The organism is Nitrosospira briensis (genome assembly GCF_900115125.1).
Taxonomy (GTDB): domain Bacteria; phylum Pseudomonadota; class Gammaproteobacteria; order Burkholderiales; family Nitrosomonadaceae; genus Nitrosospira; species Nitrosospira briensis_A.
In genome coordinates, this window is record NZ_FOVJ01000001.1 from 731,371 (window position 1) to 743,588 (window position 12,218).

The following is a 12,218-nucleotide window of genomic DNA, read 5'->3' on the forward strand; positions in this document are numbered from 1 at the left end:
TCTCATTTGCAATGGAGACAAAACCATGACAACCCCGGCGCTTAACGATACCCAAACCGCTGAAGCTCATACAGACGCATTGAAAGCCCTTGTCACTGCTCTGGGCTGGCAAATCGACCCCGTACGTCTCCATGCGGATCTTCAGGCTATTGCCAACGTCACCAGAAGAAGCGGCCACGGCGCATCGGCAGGGCTTATAGACGAGCTTGCGCATACTGTCGAGGTCAGGCTGCTTACAACGAAGGCAACCATCGAGCGCACAGTAGTGCCCTTTGGCTGATATCAGCCTCTTGCGCAAATGAGCCTAAGGCGCCGATACAGCGCATAGGCCACGAACGGTCTGATTTTTTTGCCGGCGCTTATTCGCCCTCTTATTCACCTTGCGAGGGGGGTGAATAAGAAGGCGCAGGGTACGAATATTAAAACTGACCTGGGGCTGCTGGTCTATACCACTCGCTATATCGACCCGCTACACGGTAATGCCCTCATTAGTAACCTGCGCCACCCGGCATGGACCCAATCGGAGGAGCCATGGAAGGGGAAGAAGGTGAGCGTTGCTCTGCCTTTTTCTTTGCAGCGGTAACCTCCTTATTCATCTTTTCTACCGCCTCGTTTATTTTCGCCTGCTCTTGCGTTGCTGCCTGGTTAATGGCTGAGCTGTCTGCATTGGCTTCTTTCACCATACAATCATGGTAAGTTTGTATTTGTTGCTGCCAATCGTTTAACTTGCCAATGCTCTGGTTGAAGGCCTCTGCGCTACTTGAGTCGATAACCGGCGCTTCAGGCATGGTTCCGCATCCACTGGCCGACCAACTGCCGTCTTTCAGAATGCCGGCACTTGCCGTGAATGTGGTAGCGAGCGCGGCAGAAGCGGCGAGAAGAATGATTCCTTTCATAAGGTATTGCCTCCGTTTATGGGAATATTGTTGAATACAGGATCAGAAGATGCCGCAGCAGAAATTTAGCAAGTTATTGGCGTCCGGATCAAGCAAGAAGGAATATCCGCCATCAATACATATACGCTAACATAGCCGGTTTACAAAACCACATTCCCAAAGCGTGTCTACGTTCCGCACCTCGGCTGGTCTTTCGCAAAGCGGCTTTACATGGCGCGACCTGCTGGCGAAATCCGCACTGCTCTTTTTCGGCATTGCCCTGTGGCACAAGGGATTGAGCTTTTACGGCTACTACCTCCTGCCATTAGCCTGGATTCTGGACGGAGGTTTGGGCCGGTTCAGGCAGATAATGAATGAGCCGCTGGTTGTCGCCCTGCTTGTTCTGTGTTTTGTCCTTGCCTTGGGAATTCTCTGGAGCGAATCCCCTAAGCTTGGATTCAAGGTTTGGCGGCGATACTTCGCATTCCTGGTTTTTATCCCTTATTTATCCCTTTTGAATAAAGAGCGATTACTGTGGGCAATTGGCGGTTTGCTCACTGGTTATTTTGGCGCTCTGATAATGGGCGTTTATCAGTGGAAAATCTTGGGAGTACAAGGTATTCCGCCTCTCGGAATGCCTTATCTGCATTTCTCCTCAATGCTTGGGATTGGAGTTTTACTGGCCCTTTATCTTTCTAGCAAAAGCGAAAACCGTAAAACACAGTCATTCTTATGGCTACTAGTAGTTTCTTTACTGTTCATCCAGTTGAATCAGAATGCTCGTGGAATTCTCATTGCCACCCTTTTATCATCTACGCTTTTACTTTTGCTGCTTCATAAAAAAGAAATCCGAACACTTCTCGCCGTTATGGTGTCCCTAGCCATCGTAATTGGGGTATTTGGATACAATAGCACTAGCTTCCATGAAAGGCTGGCGCAAGCTGAGCGCGACTTGGAAATGTCTAAACTAGGGCGGTACGACACCAGTCTGGGTTATCGTCTTGCCCTATGGGACATAGGCATACACGGGATTGCGGAACGCCCGTTTTTAGGCCATGGTACGGGTATGGCGGCAGCCTATTTCGATAAAAACATCGAGACCTACAAGGGTGGCCTCTACAAGGAGTTGCAAGGCTTTTCGCCAACTTACCATTACCATAACGATTGGATTGAAATCGGAATGCACATCGGCTTGCTTGGCTTTTTGGCTTATGCTTTCTTGTTATGGGGTTGGTTTCAAACTTTCAAAGCACATCGGTTAGCAATCTTGGGAGCTGCATTGATCTGTTTTATTTTTCTCTCGGGCCTGACCGATAATCTCGTTTTTTTCCGGCAAACGTTTTATCTGCTCCTTGTCATTACCGCCATCGGTATAAGTTGGCATAAGGCACATAAAACAGTTATTCGGCAAACAGAAACATGTCGTACAGCTGCCTAATGCGAGTTTGTTTCGTATCTCATACGGGGGGTAGAGGCGGGGCGGAATTAGCCATGCTCGAGTTGTTACAGGGATTGATTGCCGAAGGCATCGAGTGCCGAGTCCTCGTTCCAAAGAAGGGACCAATATTAGCAGCACTCGACCGCTTGAACGTCGAGTGGAAAATAATCCACTACCCCCGCTGGATGGTTGGTTCCCGTCATCGGTGGATGCTAGGCCGTATTACACGAACAGCTAAAGCAGTGTTAATGGCAATTTCGATGGCGCGCACTATTACAAGATGGAAGTGCGATATCGTAATTTCCAATACCATAGCCATCGGTGCTGGTGCCTTGGCGGCACGTGTAGCACATCTCCCGCATGTCTGGCATTTGCACGAATTCGGATTTCGCGATCCTAATCTACTTTTCGATCTAGGGAAACATCGAACAACCTACTTGATAAATCGCCTTTCCACCGTTTTTATAGCCAACTCCGACGCCGTATTTAAGGATTACGCACAGTATATTAACCAGCATAGGATGCGTAAAATTTATCAAGCGGTGACACTACGCGGTATGCTTGAGAATGTAGAACGATATCCCGGCATCAACCCGGTTTTCAGCTGTGTAATAGTCGGTTCTCTCCATGTTGGAAAAGGTCAGGATGACGCCATTCGTGCGCTGGCTGAATTAGTGGGTCGGGGAATTGATATTGAGCTCCTTCTCGTAGGAGATGGTAGTAGGCGGTTCCGCGAAACACTGCACCAGCTAGTAAAAAGCCTTCGGTTGGAACAGAGCGTAAGATTTATCGGATACGCAGAGAATCCAGCGCAATTTATTCGAATAGCCGATGTCATGCTAGTGTGTTCCCGTTGGGAAGCTTTCGGGCGATCAACAGTAGAAGCGATGCTTGCGGGAAAGCCAGTTATTGGCACATCAAATAGCGGGGGTACGACCGAATTGATCCAGGATGGAAGAACGGGTCTACTGTACGAAGCTGGTAGTCATATTGAGCTTGCCGATAAAATACAATATCTATATGAAAACATAGAGGAAAGATCAAGGCTAGGTACCGCTGCGCGTATCTGGGCAGCCGACCGCTTTACTCAAGAGCGCTATGCTAAGGAAGTGCTTAGCCTTTTTAGAGAAGTGTTGGCTAACGAAAAAAAAATATGAATTTTCACGTCTTTAAGCAGGCTCAAGTATTGAATATACTTCTTGCCAGCTTTTGGGTCAGTGCGGTCTTCACGAACAGATGTGCTATTAACCTGCTCTTCCCTCTTCTCGGTCTCGCTACCAAAGGCTTAGCAGATCGTTCTGTATTATCAGATGCAGTTAGGATTGCTTAATCCCTTCGCTGCTTCCCGTTATCTTGTTATATATCTTTATTCTGTATTTAGATCTGGCGTAGTTAACGTTACTAACGCGCTACGCAATTAAGCGCTAGGCAAAGTACGTTAAGGGCGTGCCTTCTGCAGACAAACATCCCTCTCGCTCCGTGCCGACCAACCGGAAAACCTAAGAGCCATTCAAGCGATGAAACGGGTTTAGCTAGACGCATTACTTTTGACTGTATCGGTTATGTTAACTCAAGATACGTGGATAAAACCTCTCGGAACCTTTCATGGCATTTAAATTTTTAATCGTTATTGCAACTACTATAGCGATCCTTATATATGGAATCATGGCGCCTGCGCACAACTGGGATATGGTTGCGTATGTGGCCACTGCATATCACAGGGACGGTTATAGAGGTTCAGACCTAACTCGGGTAACGTATGGGGAAATAAAAAAGCAGGTAAGTAATAAAGTATTTACAAAACTAGTAACAGGGGGCTATCGAGAAACCGTATTTAGCGCCCCGTCCTCTTTGGAGCAACAAATCCCATTCTATTCAATCAGATTTGGATATATCGAATTAATCCGGTTGTTTAAACATTTCGGCTTGAGTTACACGAAAGCAACGTATGTGATCAGCGCTATCTTCGCTTCGTTGTCCGTCCTAATACTAAGCTTAATTATTTCAGAAACTACTGTTCCCATTGGAATACTCCCGTTTGTTGTTGGGTTAACGGGATACGACGAAATAGCGAGGCTTTCCACGCCCGACGCAATGGCTTGTTTTTTTTCGCTTCTAGCAATATATAGTTTAATTAGAAAACGAAAATGGGTATTTGTTTTAGCGGCTATCCTTCCGTTGATTAGGACCGATTTCATATTGCTTTCAGGGCTTTTAATGATATTCACGTATCGTCAAGGGGACAGGTTTATTTCATTATTTTCAGTTTTGAGTGCTGTTGCTATTTATATCGCAATTAACAGTGTGAGCGGAAACTACGGTTACCTTACGCTTTTTAACTTTACTTTTATCGGTTCCCTTAACCCATACCCGGCAACTATCGTTTTTTCTGATCAGCCCAGAGACTATTTGATGCCATACGTATTACTGTTGCGTAGTCTAATTTCCCATCCTCATATCGTGGTCTATGCGCTAGCTACTTATTTATTTTGGCTAAATCAAGATCAAGACCAGCTTAGGTGGTGCAACGCGGATTTCTACTGTTTTTTTAGCCTGCCGTTTGTATTTACTGCCGCGCATATGCTTCTATTCCCTACAAGTCATTTCCGGTTTTTCGTTTTTTCCGCTTCCTTAATCTTCATTTGGAGTTTAACAGTCATAACCCGATTAAAAGCGCTGGATCGAGCAGCAAAGTTGGGGTAGGAACGGAATACTTCCACTCACTAGCCAACAATCGATATCAATTCGGATTATGTTGTTTATTATGACACTGGTAGCCTCAGAATAAAAAACCCGAGTTTGATCGAAGGTTAAACGAGGCTGCCCGTATTGGGGCAGCGAGTCCTGTGCGCAAGAAAGGCATGTTAAGGAAGTTACTGGTCTATTCAGCGGAGTGTTGACGAGGGAAAAAATTTTGTCGCAAATTCCCTCAAATTGATATCTTCTTCCCGTCCATCCTCAAATCTGAATTTCCATACATTTTGTTGCCGATCATTACGCTTCACTTGCACTGGGTCATCCTCCAGGCTCACCCCTCCTTTTCTCAAAATCGCTCTCGCTCCTTTTACGTCCCCATTTAGCAATAAATGCATCGCATCGGGTATTCGTTTTTTCTTTGCCGTATAGGCCTGACTCATCCATGGGGCCATCTCCTCCAGAAGGCCATGCTTCCGGTAGACGCTTGCCATGCGGGAAAGCTCATCCGGGTCTTCCAGGAGATTGCCGATCAACATGCGCTTGCCGATCATCTCGTCAGACGATGTTGACCGCTGCGCTTGCGCTACTGGCTTGTCCACGCCGGCAAGCCCCGCCGCCCTTGTGTCCACGACTGTGGGCGTTTGCGCTGATATAGCGCTCAGCCCAGGAGCTAACCGAACAGGCTTGGCTTGCGTGCTGTATTGACCAGGGCGCTGCCCGGCATTCAGCCAGCCGGCGACTATCTCGTCATTGGCGGCCCGCAGCCGGGCGCGCTTCTCTTTGTTGTAGTCAATCTCGTCCATTTTCGCCTGATGGAATTCTGCATCCCGTTCATCGGCTTTTGCCTTCCTGCCGACATATTGCCGTCGCAAACCCATTTCCTGGCCGGTACGCAGTCCTTCTGCGAGCCCTCCCGCAAACGCACCGAGCCCGCTGAATCCCTTAGCCATGCTCAATCTCCTCATTTTTCTTGTCGGTACGCTTTAACGTAGCCAGACTCCCGCTATTGATTCGATGGATAAAATCCTCTCCCACCAACACCACCGCTTTCTTGTTCAGCACTGCTTCTCCATTGGATAAGCGGATTGGCCGGGTACCTTCGATGGTTCCTTGGATAGAATCGCTGTCGCCGGTGCCAGGGCCTTCTATCATGCCCCCTTCCGTGTAGCCCTTTCGTTTGAGGAAAGACAAGCCGCAGTCACAACGGCCGGGTTGGAATCTATAAATACTGCTGTCCTTGATGACGCCGCCTTCGCGGAGCCCCGGGCCCATCAGGTAAGCCCCGCCCAGCGTCCCAGCCAGACTTCCCAATCCGCTAAGCGCCGCTGCCTGGTTTTGCTGTTGTTGCTGCCAGGCCCCTAGCTGCCCCTGGTACTGATTCAGCATCATGTTGCCGGCAGAGTTATTTGACGTGAGAGCTCCACCGAACCAGTTTTGTGCCGCATTCATCCCGGCATTATGCAATCCCGCTTTGGTGGTGAAATTCCCTGTGGCTGAGTTACCGGCATTTAACGCCGCCGCATCGGTTGCTATCCCGGTGGTGGGCATGCTGCGTCCGAATTGCGCCGCGCCTTGCCGCATCGCCATGCCTTGCAGCTCCGTATCCCACCGTGCCTTGTTCATGGCGCCTGCCGTATCCTTGGCAAGCCCCAGGTTAAGCTCATGCGCCAAAGCCTGAAATCTGCCTGAATTCGGGTTGACTCCCATGCGGGCCATCGCCCGCTGGTTCGATTCCAGTGCGCCTTGATACCCTCGTGCAATGGTGCCTCCCGCTTCCGCCGCCATCCGGTCTTTTCGCTCCGGCGAGTCAAACTCGTTGGCGTCCTTGACCATACGCTCTTCAACCGGCGCAAACAGGTCACGATAAATCTGCCATTGTGACTCCGCCCGCGCGGCATTCGCCTCGCCGGATGCGATTTGCCGGTCGATGACCTTTTGAATCAGCGGGTCCTGTACTCTGGCGCGGTCCTTCTCCCATTCCAGTTGTTGTTTCGCTACGTCAAGCTGCTGCTGCCCGATGTCGGCATTCTGCTTTGCTGCCTGGCCGATCAACGGATCGGGTTTAGGCGGTTTCGAGCTGCACATCTTCTGTCTCCAATATTTTGGTCAATCCGTTTTCAACATGACGATAGCCAAGCAACCGGAAGAACCGGCAGGCCTTGTTTACCGTCTTCACGGTAATGTTGATTTCTGTTGCGCCCAGTACGCGCATCGCATTCTCGACGTAGGCAACGAAACGGCTTGCCGCCCTCCCCTTGCGGGCTTCGGGCAATAGGTAGAGCGTGTCTTCCGTGGCAATGATGGTTCGCGTATGCGTGCTTTTATCGAGATACATCGCGCAGTTCCCCAGCAACTTGCCGTCCTGCCTCAGGGTCAGGAGAACGTAGCGCCCGGCCCGCTCATAACGGCAAAATGTTTCGTAATCAGGGTTGAAAGGCAGGTTATGCCGGTGCACTTCTGTCTCATTCCAATGCGCTCGGTGCAAGGGTTTTATTTCGTCCGTGATGTCTCCAATGCGCTCGATCGCGAATGTAAAACCTTCATGGTGTTCCGGCTCGATCTTCCCAATGTCGCTTGCCTGTACCAGCGTTTCGAGCCGCCCTGCCGCGATGCAGAGGTCGGCAGCCAGCTCCGGCGATAAGGGCAAGCCAATATTTGCCTTGAGCAAGGCAATCAGTTCGGTATTCAATTAGCTGTCCATTCTGGTGATGAGTTGCTCGAGCGAATCGCGCACGGCGTTTGTGTAGCGATAAAGCGCCTCGCACTCTGCCCTGGTGGGTGTAGCGGAAAACGTCAACGCCTGGAACTTGGGTACTGCTACCTTGTTTCCCCGCCTTCCAATCAGTATCTCGATCATCGTTTTGAGCCATTCCGGTGTTCCGGGCGGTATGCCCGGTTTCTTGATGCGAAACGCTTCGACAATGCCTGAAATCAGCGATGCCTCAACTACGATGGCATTGCTGATCGTACTGATGCCGGCTTTATTAAGCTGGCGCGACGCGGCGGCAACAAGAATATATGTCTGAGCGACAGATCCATTTCCGGCAGTGTTGGCTTGTATGGATGGCGCCCCTGCCAGGCCTCCTTTGCCGATATACAGGGGGCCTGTACCGCTTGTGTTCGCCTGGACGGTTGCCAGGGCAACAAGACCGTGTCCCTGAATTACCCCGGATGCAGAGGACATGCTCTCTTGCGTTGGCCCTATAACCAGCAACCCATGAGCCTGCCTTATCGCGCCCGTTTCAAACGCATTGATCTGATGGCTCGGCTCGGCGGCAAAGGAAAGGTCAGCTGTAATAGCGCCAGCGCTCGACGCGTTGACCTGAGAACCCGGCACAACGGCGAGAATCTGATCTTGAGTAATGGCCTCGACACTGCTCTCGCCAACCTGGGCCGGTACAGACCCAGCCAGAACGTGATGCTGGGCGATTGTTATCGCGTTGCTTTCATTTGGCTGAATTGAGCTTGCGCCAGTTAAAATATGCGCCGATCCGCTGCTGCTCCACAACTTTCTTGCCCGGGTCTTTAATAACTGCCATGGATTTTCATGGAATGCCCTGGATTCAGCTTCACCCCAAACGGTATCGGTGTATCCGGCTATCAGTATCGTCCCGCTAAAGTCCCATAATGTTCCACCGGAGTACCGCCCAAGATTAAAATTCTTGTTCCCCGCTCCCCATGCGACGGGGGGTCCGGCCCATTTTAACCCGCTATCTGTCCCGTCGAGAAAGGCTTTGCATGTTGCCGCGGTGCCCCCGGACGCCAATACAATGCTCCGGTTTTTAGTTTTGAACCAGGACGGTAGCGTGCCGATACTGGCTGGAGTGGAACTGATATGCACTTGCAGACCGGGATTGATCTGGTGCGCGAATCCGACAGGAGATGATGCGCCGAATAAAGCATGCCCATGGGTGTCAGCAGCACCTACAGTGGGGCACCACATAAAGAAGGAGCCTGTATTGCCGGTAATCTCCGGGTAGCCCGTATAACCGTAATAGTCGTCAGCCCCGTCGAATGAGAATGCGCGCCCCCTCTGGGTGGTTGCAATTGCGGCATTGCCTCCGGGTATCCAGACGCGGCCTGTTACGAGATCAACCGGCCCTGCAGCGGGGTTCCACAGTATCCGTACGCCTTTGGCAAGTCCGGCATAATCGATTGGCGCCGCATACTGAGGCTGGTTTTTGAGCCGGTTTGGCAGGGTTATCACGGCCATGTTTTACGTGTTTTTTAGTTGGAAACGCCGATAATATCCGCCATGTAAATATTCCCTGAACTCAGCGGCACGCCCATATCATTTTTTACGACCAGCTTCAGGTAGCGAGTGATAGGCAGACCTTGCAGGCTGAAGAATTTCCGATGCGTGCCGGTATCATTGCAAGACAATGTACCGATCCAGTGCAGGTCCGCTTCTTCGGTTGCAGTTGTGCCGCTTTCCGGTCCGGTGCCGAAATTGATATTGTCCAGTGACAGCTTTGCGAAAAGGATAAGCTGCCGATTGCCGCTCGGGATTCCGTTCGGGTCGCATTCCACTTCGAAAGTAACGTCCAAAGGGATGGCCGACCCCAGATCCATTGCTGACGAGCTTATATAGCTAGCGCTTGCCAGCGTCCCCAGATTGAGTACGGATGCGCTGCGAGCGCTTTGTGTTTGTGTAAAATTCGCCATAGCTTATCCTAAAGAGTTTTTTTGCTTTGTTTAGTACGGTCCCGTTTAAACAGGCTGTGCGCTGGTATAAGTTAAAATCGGAAAGTTGACCGTATTCCCGCCGGTAACCACCTGGTCGGTGGTCTCATCCGTTACGAGCAGAACCTTGCTTGTGCTATCGGTAAAGGCGATATGCAGATCCGGAGCGGCGCCTGAACTGGCGAAGGCAGTTCCGTTTTTGGCAGAGACAGTTAAAACACGGGCGGCGCCATCCGCACCGGATAGTGCATAGTCCCCGGGAACCATCGTAACCTCGCAGATTGCATTTCCGTTAACTGTCGCGTAGCTGTCTCCCGCCGTGTAGGCTTTGAGCAGCAGCATGCGGATCGCGCCGTTCCTGATCGCATTAAGACCGCCGTCTAAAACATCGGCTGACACATATTTCGCCAATTCAGTACTCCTTTTCTATAGTCGTAAAAAAAGCCGCTTATCCAAAGCGGCTTGGGTGCGGATCAAATATTTGTTATGCCTGCTTCAATCCATCCATTGTCTCTGCAAGCACTACACCAGACACTTTCACATTACCCGATAGCACAACCTCCACGTTATCGGCTTTGTAACCGCCAGGAAGCCGGAAAGCACGGGTATTCCTGACCTGCCGGGTAAATTTCAGATCACCATCAGCCCATAACTGAAATTGCAGCGAGTCGATAACAAGCGGTGGAATGGCTTGCATGGCATCGCCCCCGATCTCGTCTTCCCCCAGCGATGGGTCGGCCAGGCCGTCATCCACTTCGCCGGAATCAATAAGTGCCTTGTTCGCCTCAAGAGCCGCATCGTAAGAACTCTTTGCCGCAGCCGACTCTGCTTCGGACATTTCAAAATCGGCATCGATCTTTGCCGCGCTGTAATTGACCGGTGGCGCGCTAACGAATTTTTTGCTCTTCCACTCGTACGTGAGTTTGGTTCCCGAATCTCCTTCCCATTCGTAGATTTTTCTATCCAGCGCCACGTAGAGCCTGCCTGTTGCCGGGTCTGCCCATATGCAGGTAATGCGCTGGTTTACCTTGATAAAGGATGCGCTCTCGGCTTTGTCGATTACGAACATCAGGGAGCTGCCCTCAACTGTATAGCCGCAGTAATAGCGGTTATCGGCGGAGGCCGCAATGAACGTGCCGGGGTTCAGCTCTGCCCATTCCTTTTGGGTAAACAGATCCTTTGTAACGATGTCGCTGTTTGCCCCGACGATAACCATGCCTTGCGGCGCAGGATACCCGATCCCGAACGCGAAACTCGCCACGCCGCGTTTTGTCATGCAGGGCCAGGCCACACTCAGCTTCTCCATGCCCCCACCCATCGTAACCGGCTCAACTCCGGTAATGGTGAATGGGTTACCTTTCGTCATCCCTACCAATGTCGTGCCGCTGACGCCGAGCGCCACGATATCCTGATCGTACGTCTGCCGGTAAGCGGACGGCCAGGCATAGGGCTTGAAAGGCTCGGAGAACAGTATTTCATTGCCAACAAAACCCGCTGCAATTCCGTTCGCCAGGATGGCAATGCCTTTCATATCCGCTGGCGGCATATCCCAGGTGGCCGAAGGCAACACTTCGCCAAGCGCCACCGCGGAATCAGCCGCCGTATCGTTGTAGCTTGTCATTCCCCCCGGGATGGTAACCAGGTAGTGATACTCGGTTCCGGACGATGTGGTCAGCGTGCGGTAAATCCGCTTCGTCATTCCGCTGGTATTGTGTGGAGCAACCCGCTTCCATGTTCCGCCACCTGTATAGGTCTGGGTTGTCCTGAGCAATATGACAATTTTTTTCGTTTCTGAATCCACACTCGCCAGTGTGAATGTGCCGTTGAGATCGGCCAGGCCTGTAACTGAGGCAAACGCGATTTCTTCCGATGCCCTTAGGCCGAATACCGTATCGAGGGTGACTTCCACCTGTCCCGAAAGTGGGGTGTCCTTTACGGCGCCCATCACTATTCCGGAATTGGGCGGTGCAGTGTCCAGATTTGAAAGCGCCCAGGCATCATCCATCTTCCCGGTCGTTACCGCGGAGGCTGGTGATGGCCTGGATTCTTCCCCCCATTGCGTTACAAATGTATAAACATAGGCTCGTGCCGTGGATGATCCGGTTCCGCCGCCAGGTGTGACTGTCGGTTTACTGACGGGTGTAGCCACGCCCAGCACAAAACATCCCGAAGGATAGGGCCCGGGGCCAGCAGTCGCGAGATCGAAATCCGATGTGCGCGGTTCGCCATCTCCCGTGTAATAGAAGCGCCGCGATGTATTGCCAGCAACAGGCGACTGCGCCACATCCACATCTACGTTCCAGGCCAGCCACTTCTCATTACCGTCCGTCTCCATGCGAAACATCGACACGATATCCTTATCGATAACGGGGGAGAAGACCGGCAGCGGCCCATTCCTCGGGCGCAAGTCGCCCGAGGTAAGATTGCAATTAGTCGCAACCTGAGCCTGGCCGGGGCCGAGCAACTGCTTTGCCAATCTTGGCACAAGGCCGGAAAACCCGGCGATTCTAAAAGCGCTCACTCTG

The 12,218-nt window shown here is 51.4% G+C and carries 12 protein-coding genes; 4 read left to right on the top strand and 8 right to left on the bottom strand.

All coding sequences use genetic code 11. The annotated features are described in order from the left end of the window. The first annotated feature begins 25 nt into the window (after positions 1-25). The gene (locus BMZ14_RS03275) at positions 26-280 is read left to right on the top strand and encodes a hypothetical protein (protein ID WP_074794597.1); all 255 of its coding nucleotides are present in this window, start codon (positions 26-28) and stop codon (positions 278-280) included. 208 nt (positions 281-488) lie between these two features. Here the strand turns inward: BMZ14_RS03275 and BMZ14_RS03280 are convergent, their stop codons facing one another. After that, on the bottom strand, positions 489-896 hold the full coding sequence (locus BMZ14_RS03280) for a hypothetical protein (RefSeq protein WP_074794599.1): 408 nt from the start codon (positions 894-896) through the stop codon (positions 489-491). 163 nt (positions 897-1,059) lie between these two features. Here BMZ14_RS03280 and BMZ14_RS03285 point away from each other — a divergent pair, with 163 nt between their 5' ends. The 3 genes from BMZ14_RS03285 to BMZ14_RS03295 all read left to right on the top strand — a co-directional run bounded on the left by BMZ14_RS03285 (position 1,060) and on the right by BMZ14_RS03295 (position 5,016). Next, positions 1,060-2,313 (top strand): O-antigen ligase family protein, encoded by a 1,254-nt coding sequence (locus tag BMZ14_RS03285; RefSeq protein ID WP_074794601.1) that lies wholly within the window; start codon positions 1,060-1,062, stop codon positions 2,311-2,313. Then, the gene (locus tag BMZ14_RS03290) at positions 2,313-3,470 is read left to right on the top strand and encodes a glycosyltransferase family 4 protein (protein WP_074794606.1); all 1,158 of its coding nucleotides are present in this window, start codon (positions 2,313-2,315) and stop codon (positions 3,468-3,470) included. The genes BMZ14_RS03285 and BMZ14_RS03290 overlap by 1 nt, the downstream gene beginning before the upstream one ends. Positions 3,471-3,918: 448 nt before the next feature. Continuing rightward, positions 3,919-5,016 (top strand): hypothetical protein, encoded by a 1,098-nt coding sequence (locus tag BMZ14_RS03295; RefSeq protein ID WP_074794608.1) that lies wholly within the window; start codon positions 3,919-3,921, stop codon positions 5,014-5,016. A 182-nt stretch (positions 5,017-5,198) separates the two neighbouring features. On the opposite strand, the gene BMZ14_RS03300 is transcribed toward BMZ14_RS03295, so the two are convergent. The 7 genes from BMZ14_RS03300 to BMZ14_RS03330 all read right to left on the bottom strand — a co-directional run bounded on the left by BMZ14_RS03300 (position 5,199) and on the right by BMZ14_RS03330 (position 12,214). Beyond that, positions 5,199-5,960 carry a hypothetical protein gene (locus BMZ14_RS03300; RefSeq protein WP_074794610.1) on the bottom strand — a complete coding sequence of 254 codons (762 nt, stop codon included), beginning with the start codon at positions 5,958-5,960 and terminating at the stop codon, positions 5,199-5,201. Then, positions 5,953-7,095 (bottom strand): hypothetical protein, encoded by a 1,143-nt coding sequence (locus BMZ14_RS03305; protein ID WP_074794612.1) that lies wholly within the window; start codon positions 7,093-7,095, stop codon positions 5,953-5,955. The genes BMZ14_RS03300 and BMZ14_RS03305 overlap by 8 nt, the downstream gene beginning before the upstream one ends. Further along, positions 7,073-7,699 (bottom strand): GNAT family N-acetyltransferase, encoded by a 627-nt coding sequence (locus tag BMZ14_RS03310; RefSeq protein WP_074794614.1) that lies wholly within the window; start codon positions 7,697-7,699, stop codon positions 7,073-7,075. Before BMZ14_RS03310 ends, BMZ14_RS03305 begins: the two co-directional genes overlap by 23 nt. Continuing rightward, positions 7,700-9,223, bottom strand: coding sequence for a hypothetical protein (locus BMZ14_RS03315; protein ID WP_074794617.1), 1,524 nt, complete (start codon positions 9,221-9,223; stop codon positions 7,700-7,702). It abuts the gene before it with no gap. A 14-nt stretch (positions 9,224-9,237) separates the two neighbouring features. Further along, complete coding sequence (locus BMZ14_RS03320; protein ID WP_074794619.1) at positions 9,238-9,675, bottom strand: hypothetical protein; 438 nt, start codon at positions 9,673-9,675, stop codon at positions 9,238-9,240. Positions 9,676-9,720: 45 nt separating this feature from the next. Further along, positions 9,721-10,104, bottom strand: coding sequence for a hypothetical protein (locus BMZ14_RS03325; protein WP_074794621.1), 384 nt, complete (start codon positions 10,102-10,104; stop codon positions 9,721-9,723). Between the two features lie 73 nt (positions 10,105-10,177). Then, a complete protein-coding gene (locus tag BMZ14_RS03330) occupies positions 10,178-12,214 on the bottom strand; it encodes a hypothetical protein (RefSeq protein WP_074794623.1) in 2,037 nt (678 codons plus the stop codon). Positions 12,215-12,218 lie beyond the last annotated feature (4 nt).

Excerpts from the sequence above, each read along its gene's own strand:
- BMZ14_RS03320 (WP_074794619.1), bottom strand. The coding sequence starts at position 9,675 with ATGGCGAATTTTACACAAACACAAAGCGCTCGCAGCGCATCCGTACTC.
- BMZ14_RS03300 (WP_074794610.1), bottom strand. The coding sequence starts at position 5,960 with ATGGCTAAGGGATTCAGCGGGCTCGGTGCGTTTGCGGGAGGGCTCGCA.
- BMZ14_RS03280 (WP_074794599.1), bottom strand. The coding sequence starts at position 896 with ATGAAAGGAATCATTCTTCTCGCCGCTTCTGCCGCGCTCGCTACCACA.
- BMZ14_RS03305 (WP_074794612.1), bottom strand. The coding sequence starts at position 7,095 with ATGTGCAGCTCGAAACCGCCTAAACCCGATCCGTTGATCGGCCAGGCA.
- BMZ14_RS03315 (WP_074794617.1), bottom strand. The coding sequence starts at position 9,223 with ATGGCCGTGATAACCCTGCCAAACCGGCTCAAAAACCAGCCTCAGTAT.
- BMZ14_RS03290 (WP_074794606.1), top strand. The coding sequence starts at position 2,313 with ATGCGAGTTTGTTTCGTATCTCATACGGGGGGTAGAGGCGGGGCGGAA.
- BMZ14_RS03275 (WP_074794597.1), top strand. The coding sequence starts at position 26 with ATGACAACCCCGGCGCTTAACGATACCCAAACCGCTGAAGCTCATACA.
- BMZ14_RS03295 (WP_074794608.1), top strand. The coding sequence starts at position 3,919 with ATGGCATTTAAATTTTTAATCGTTATTGCAACTACTATAGCGATCCTT.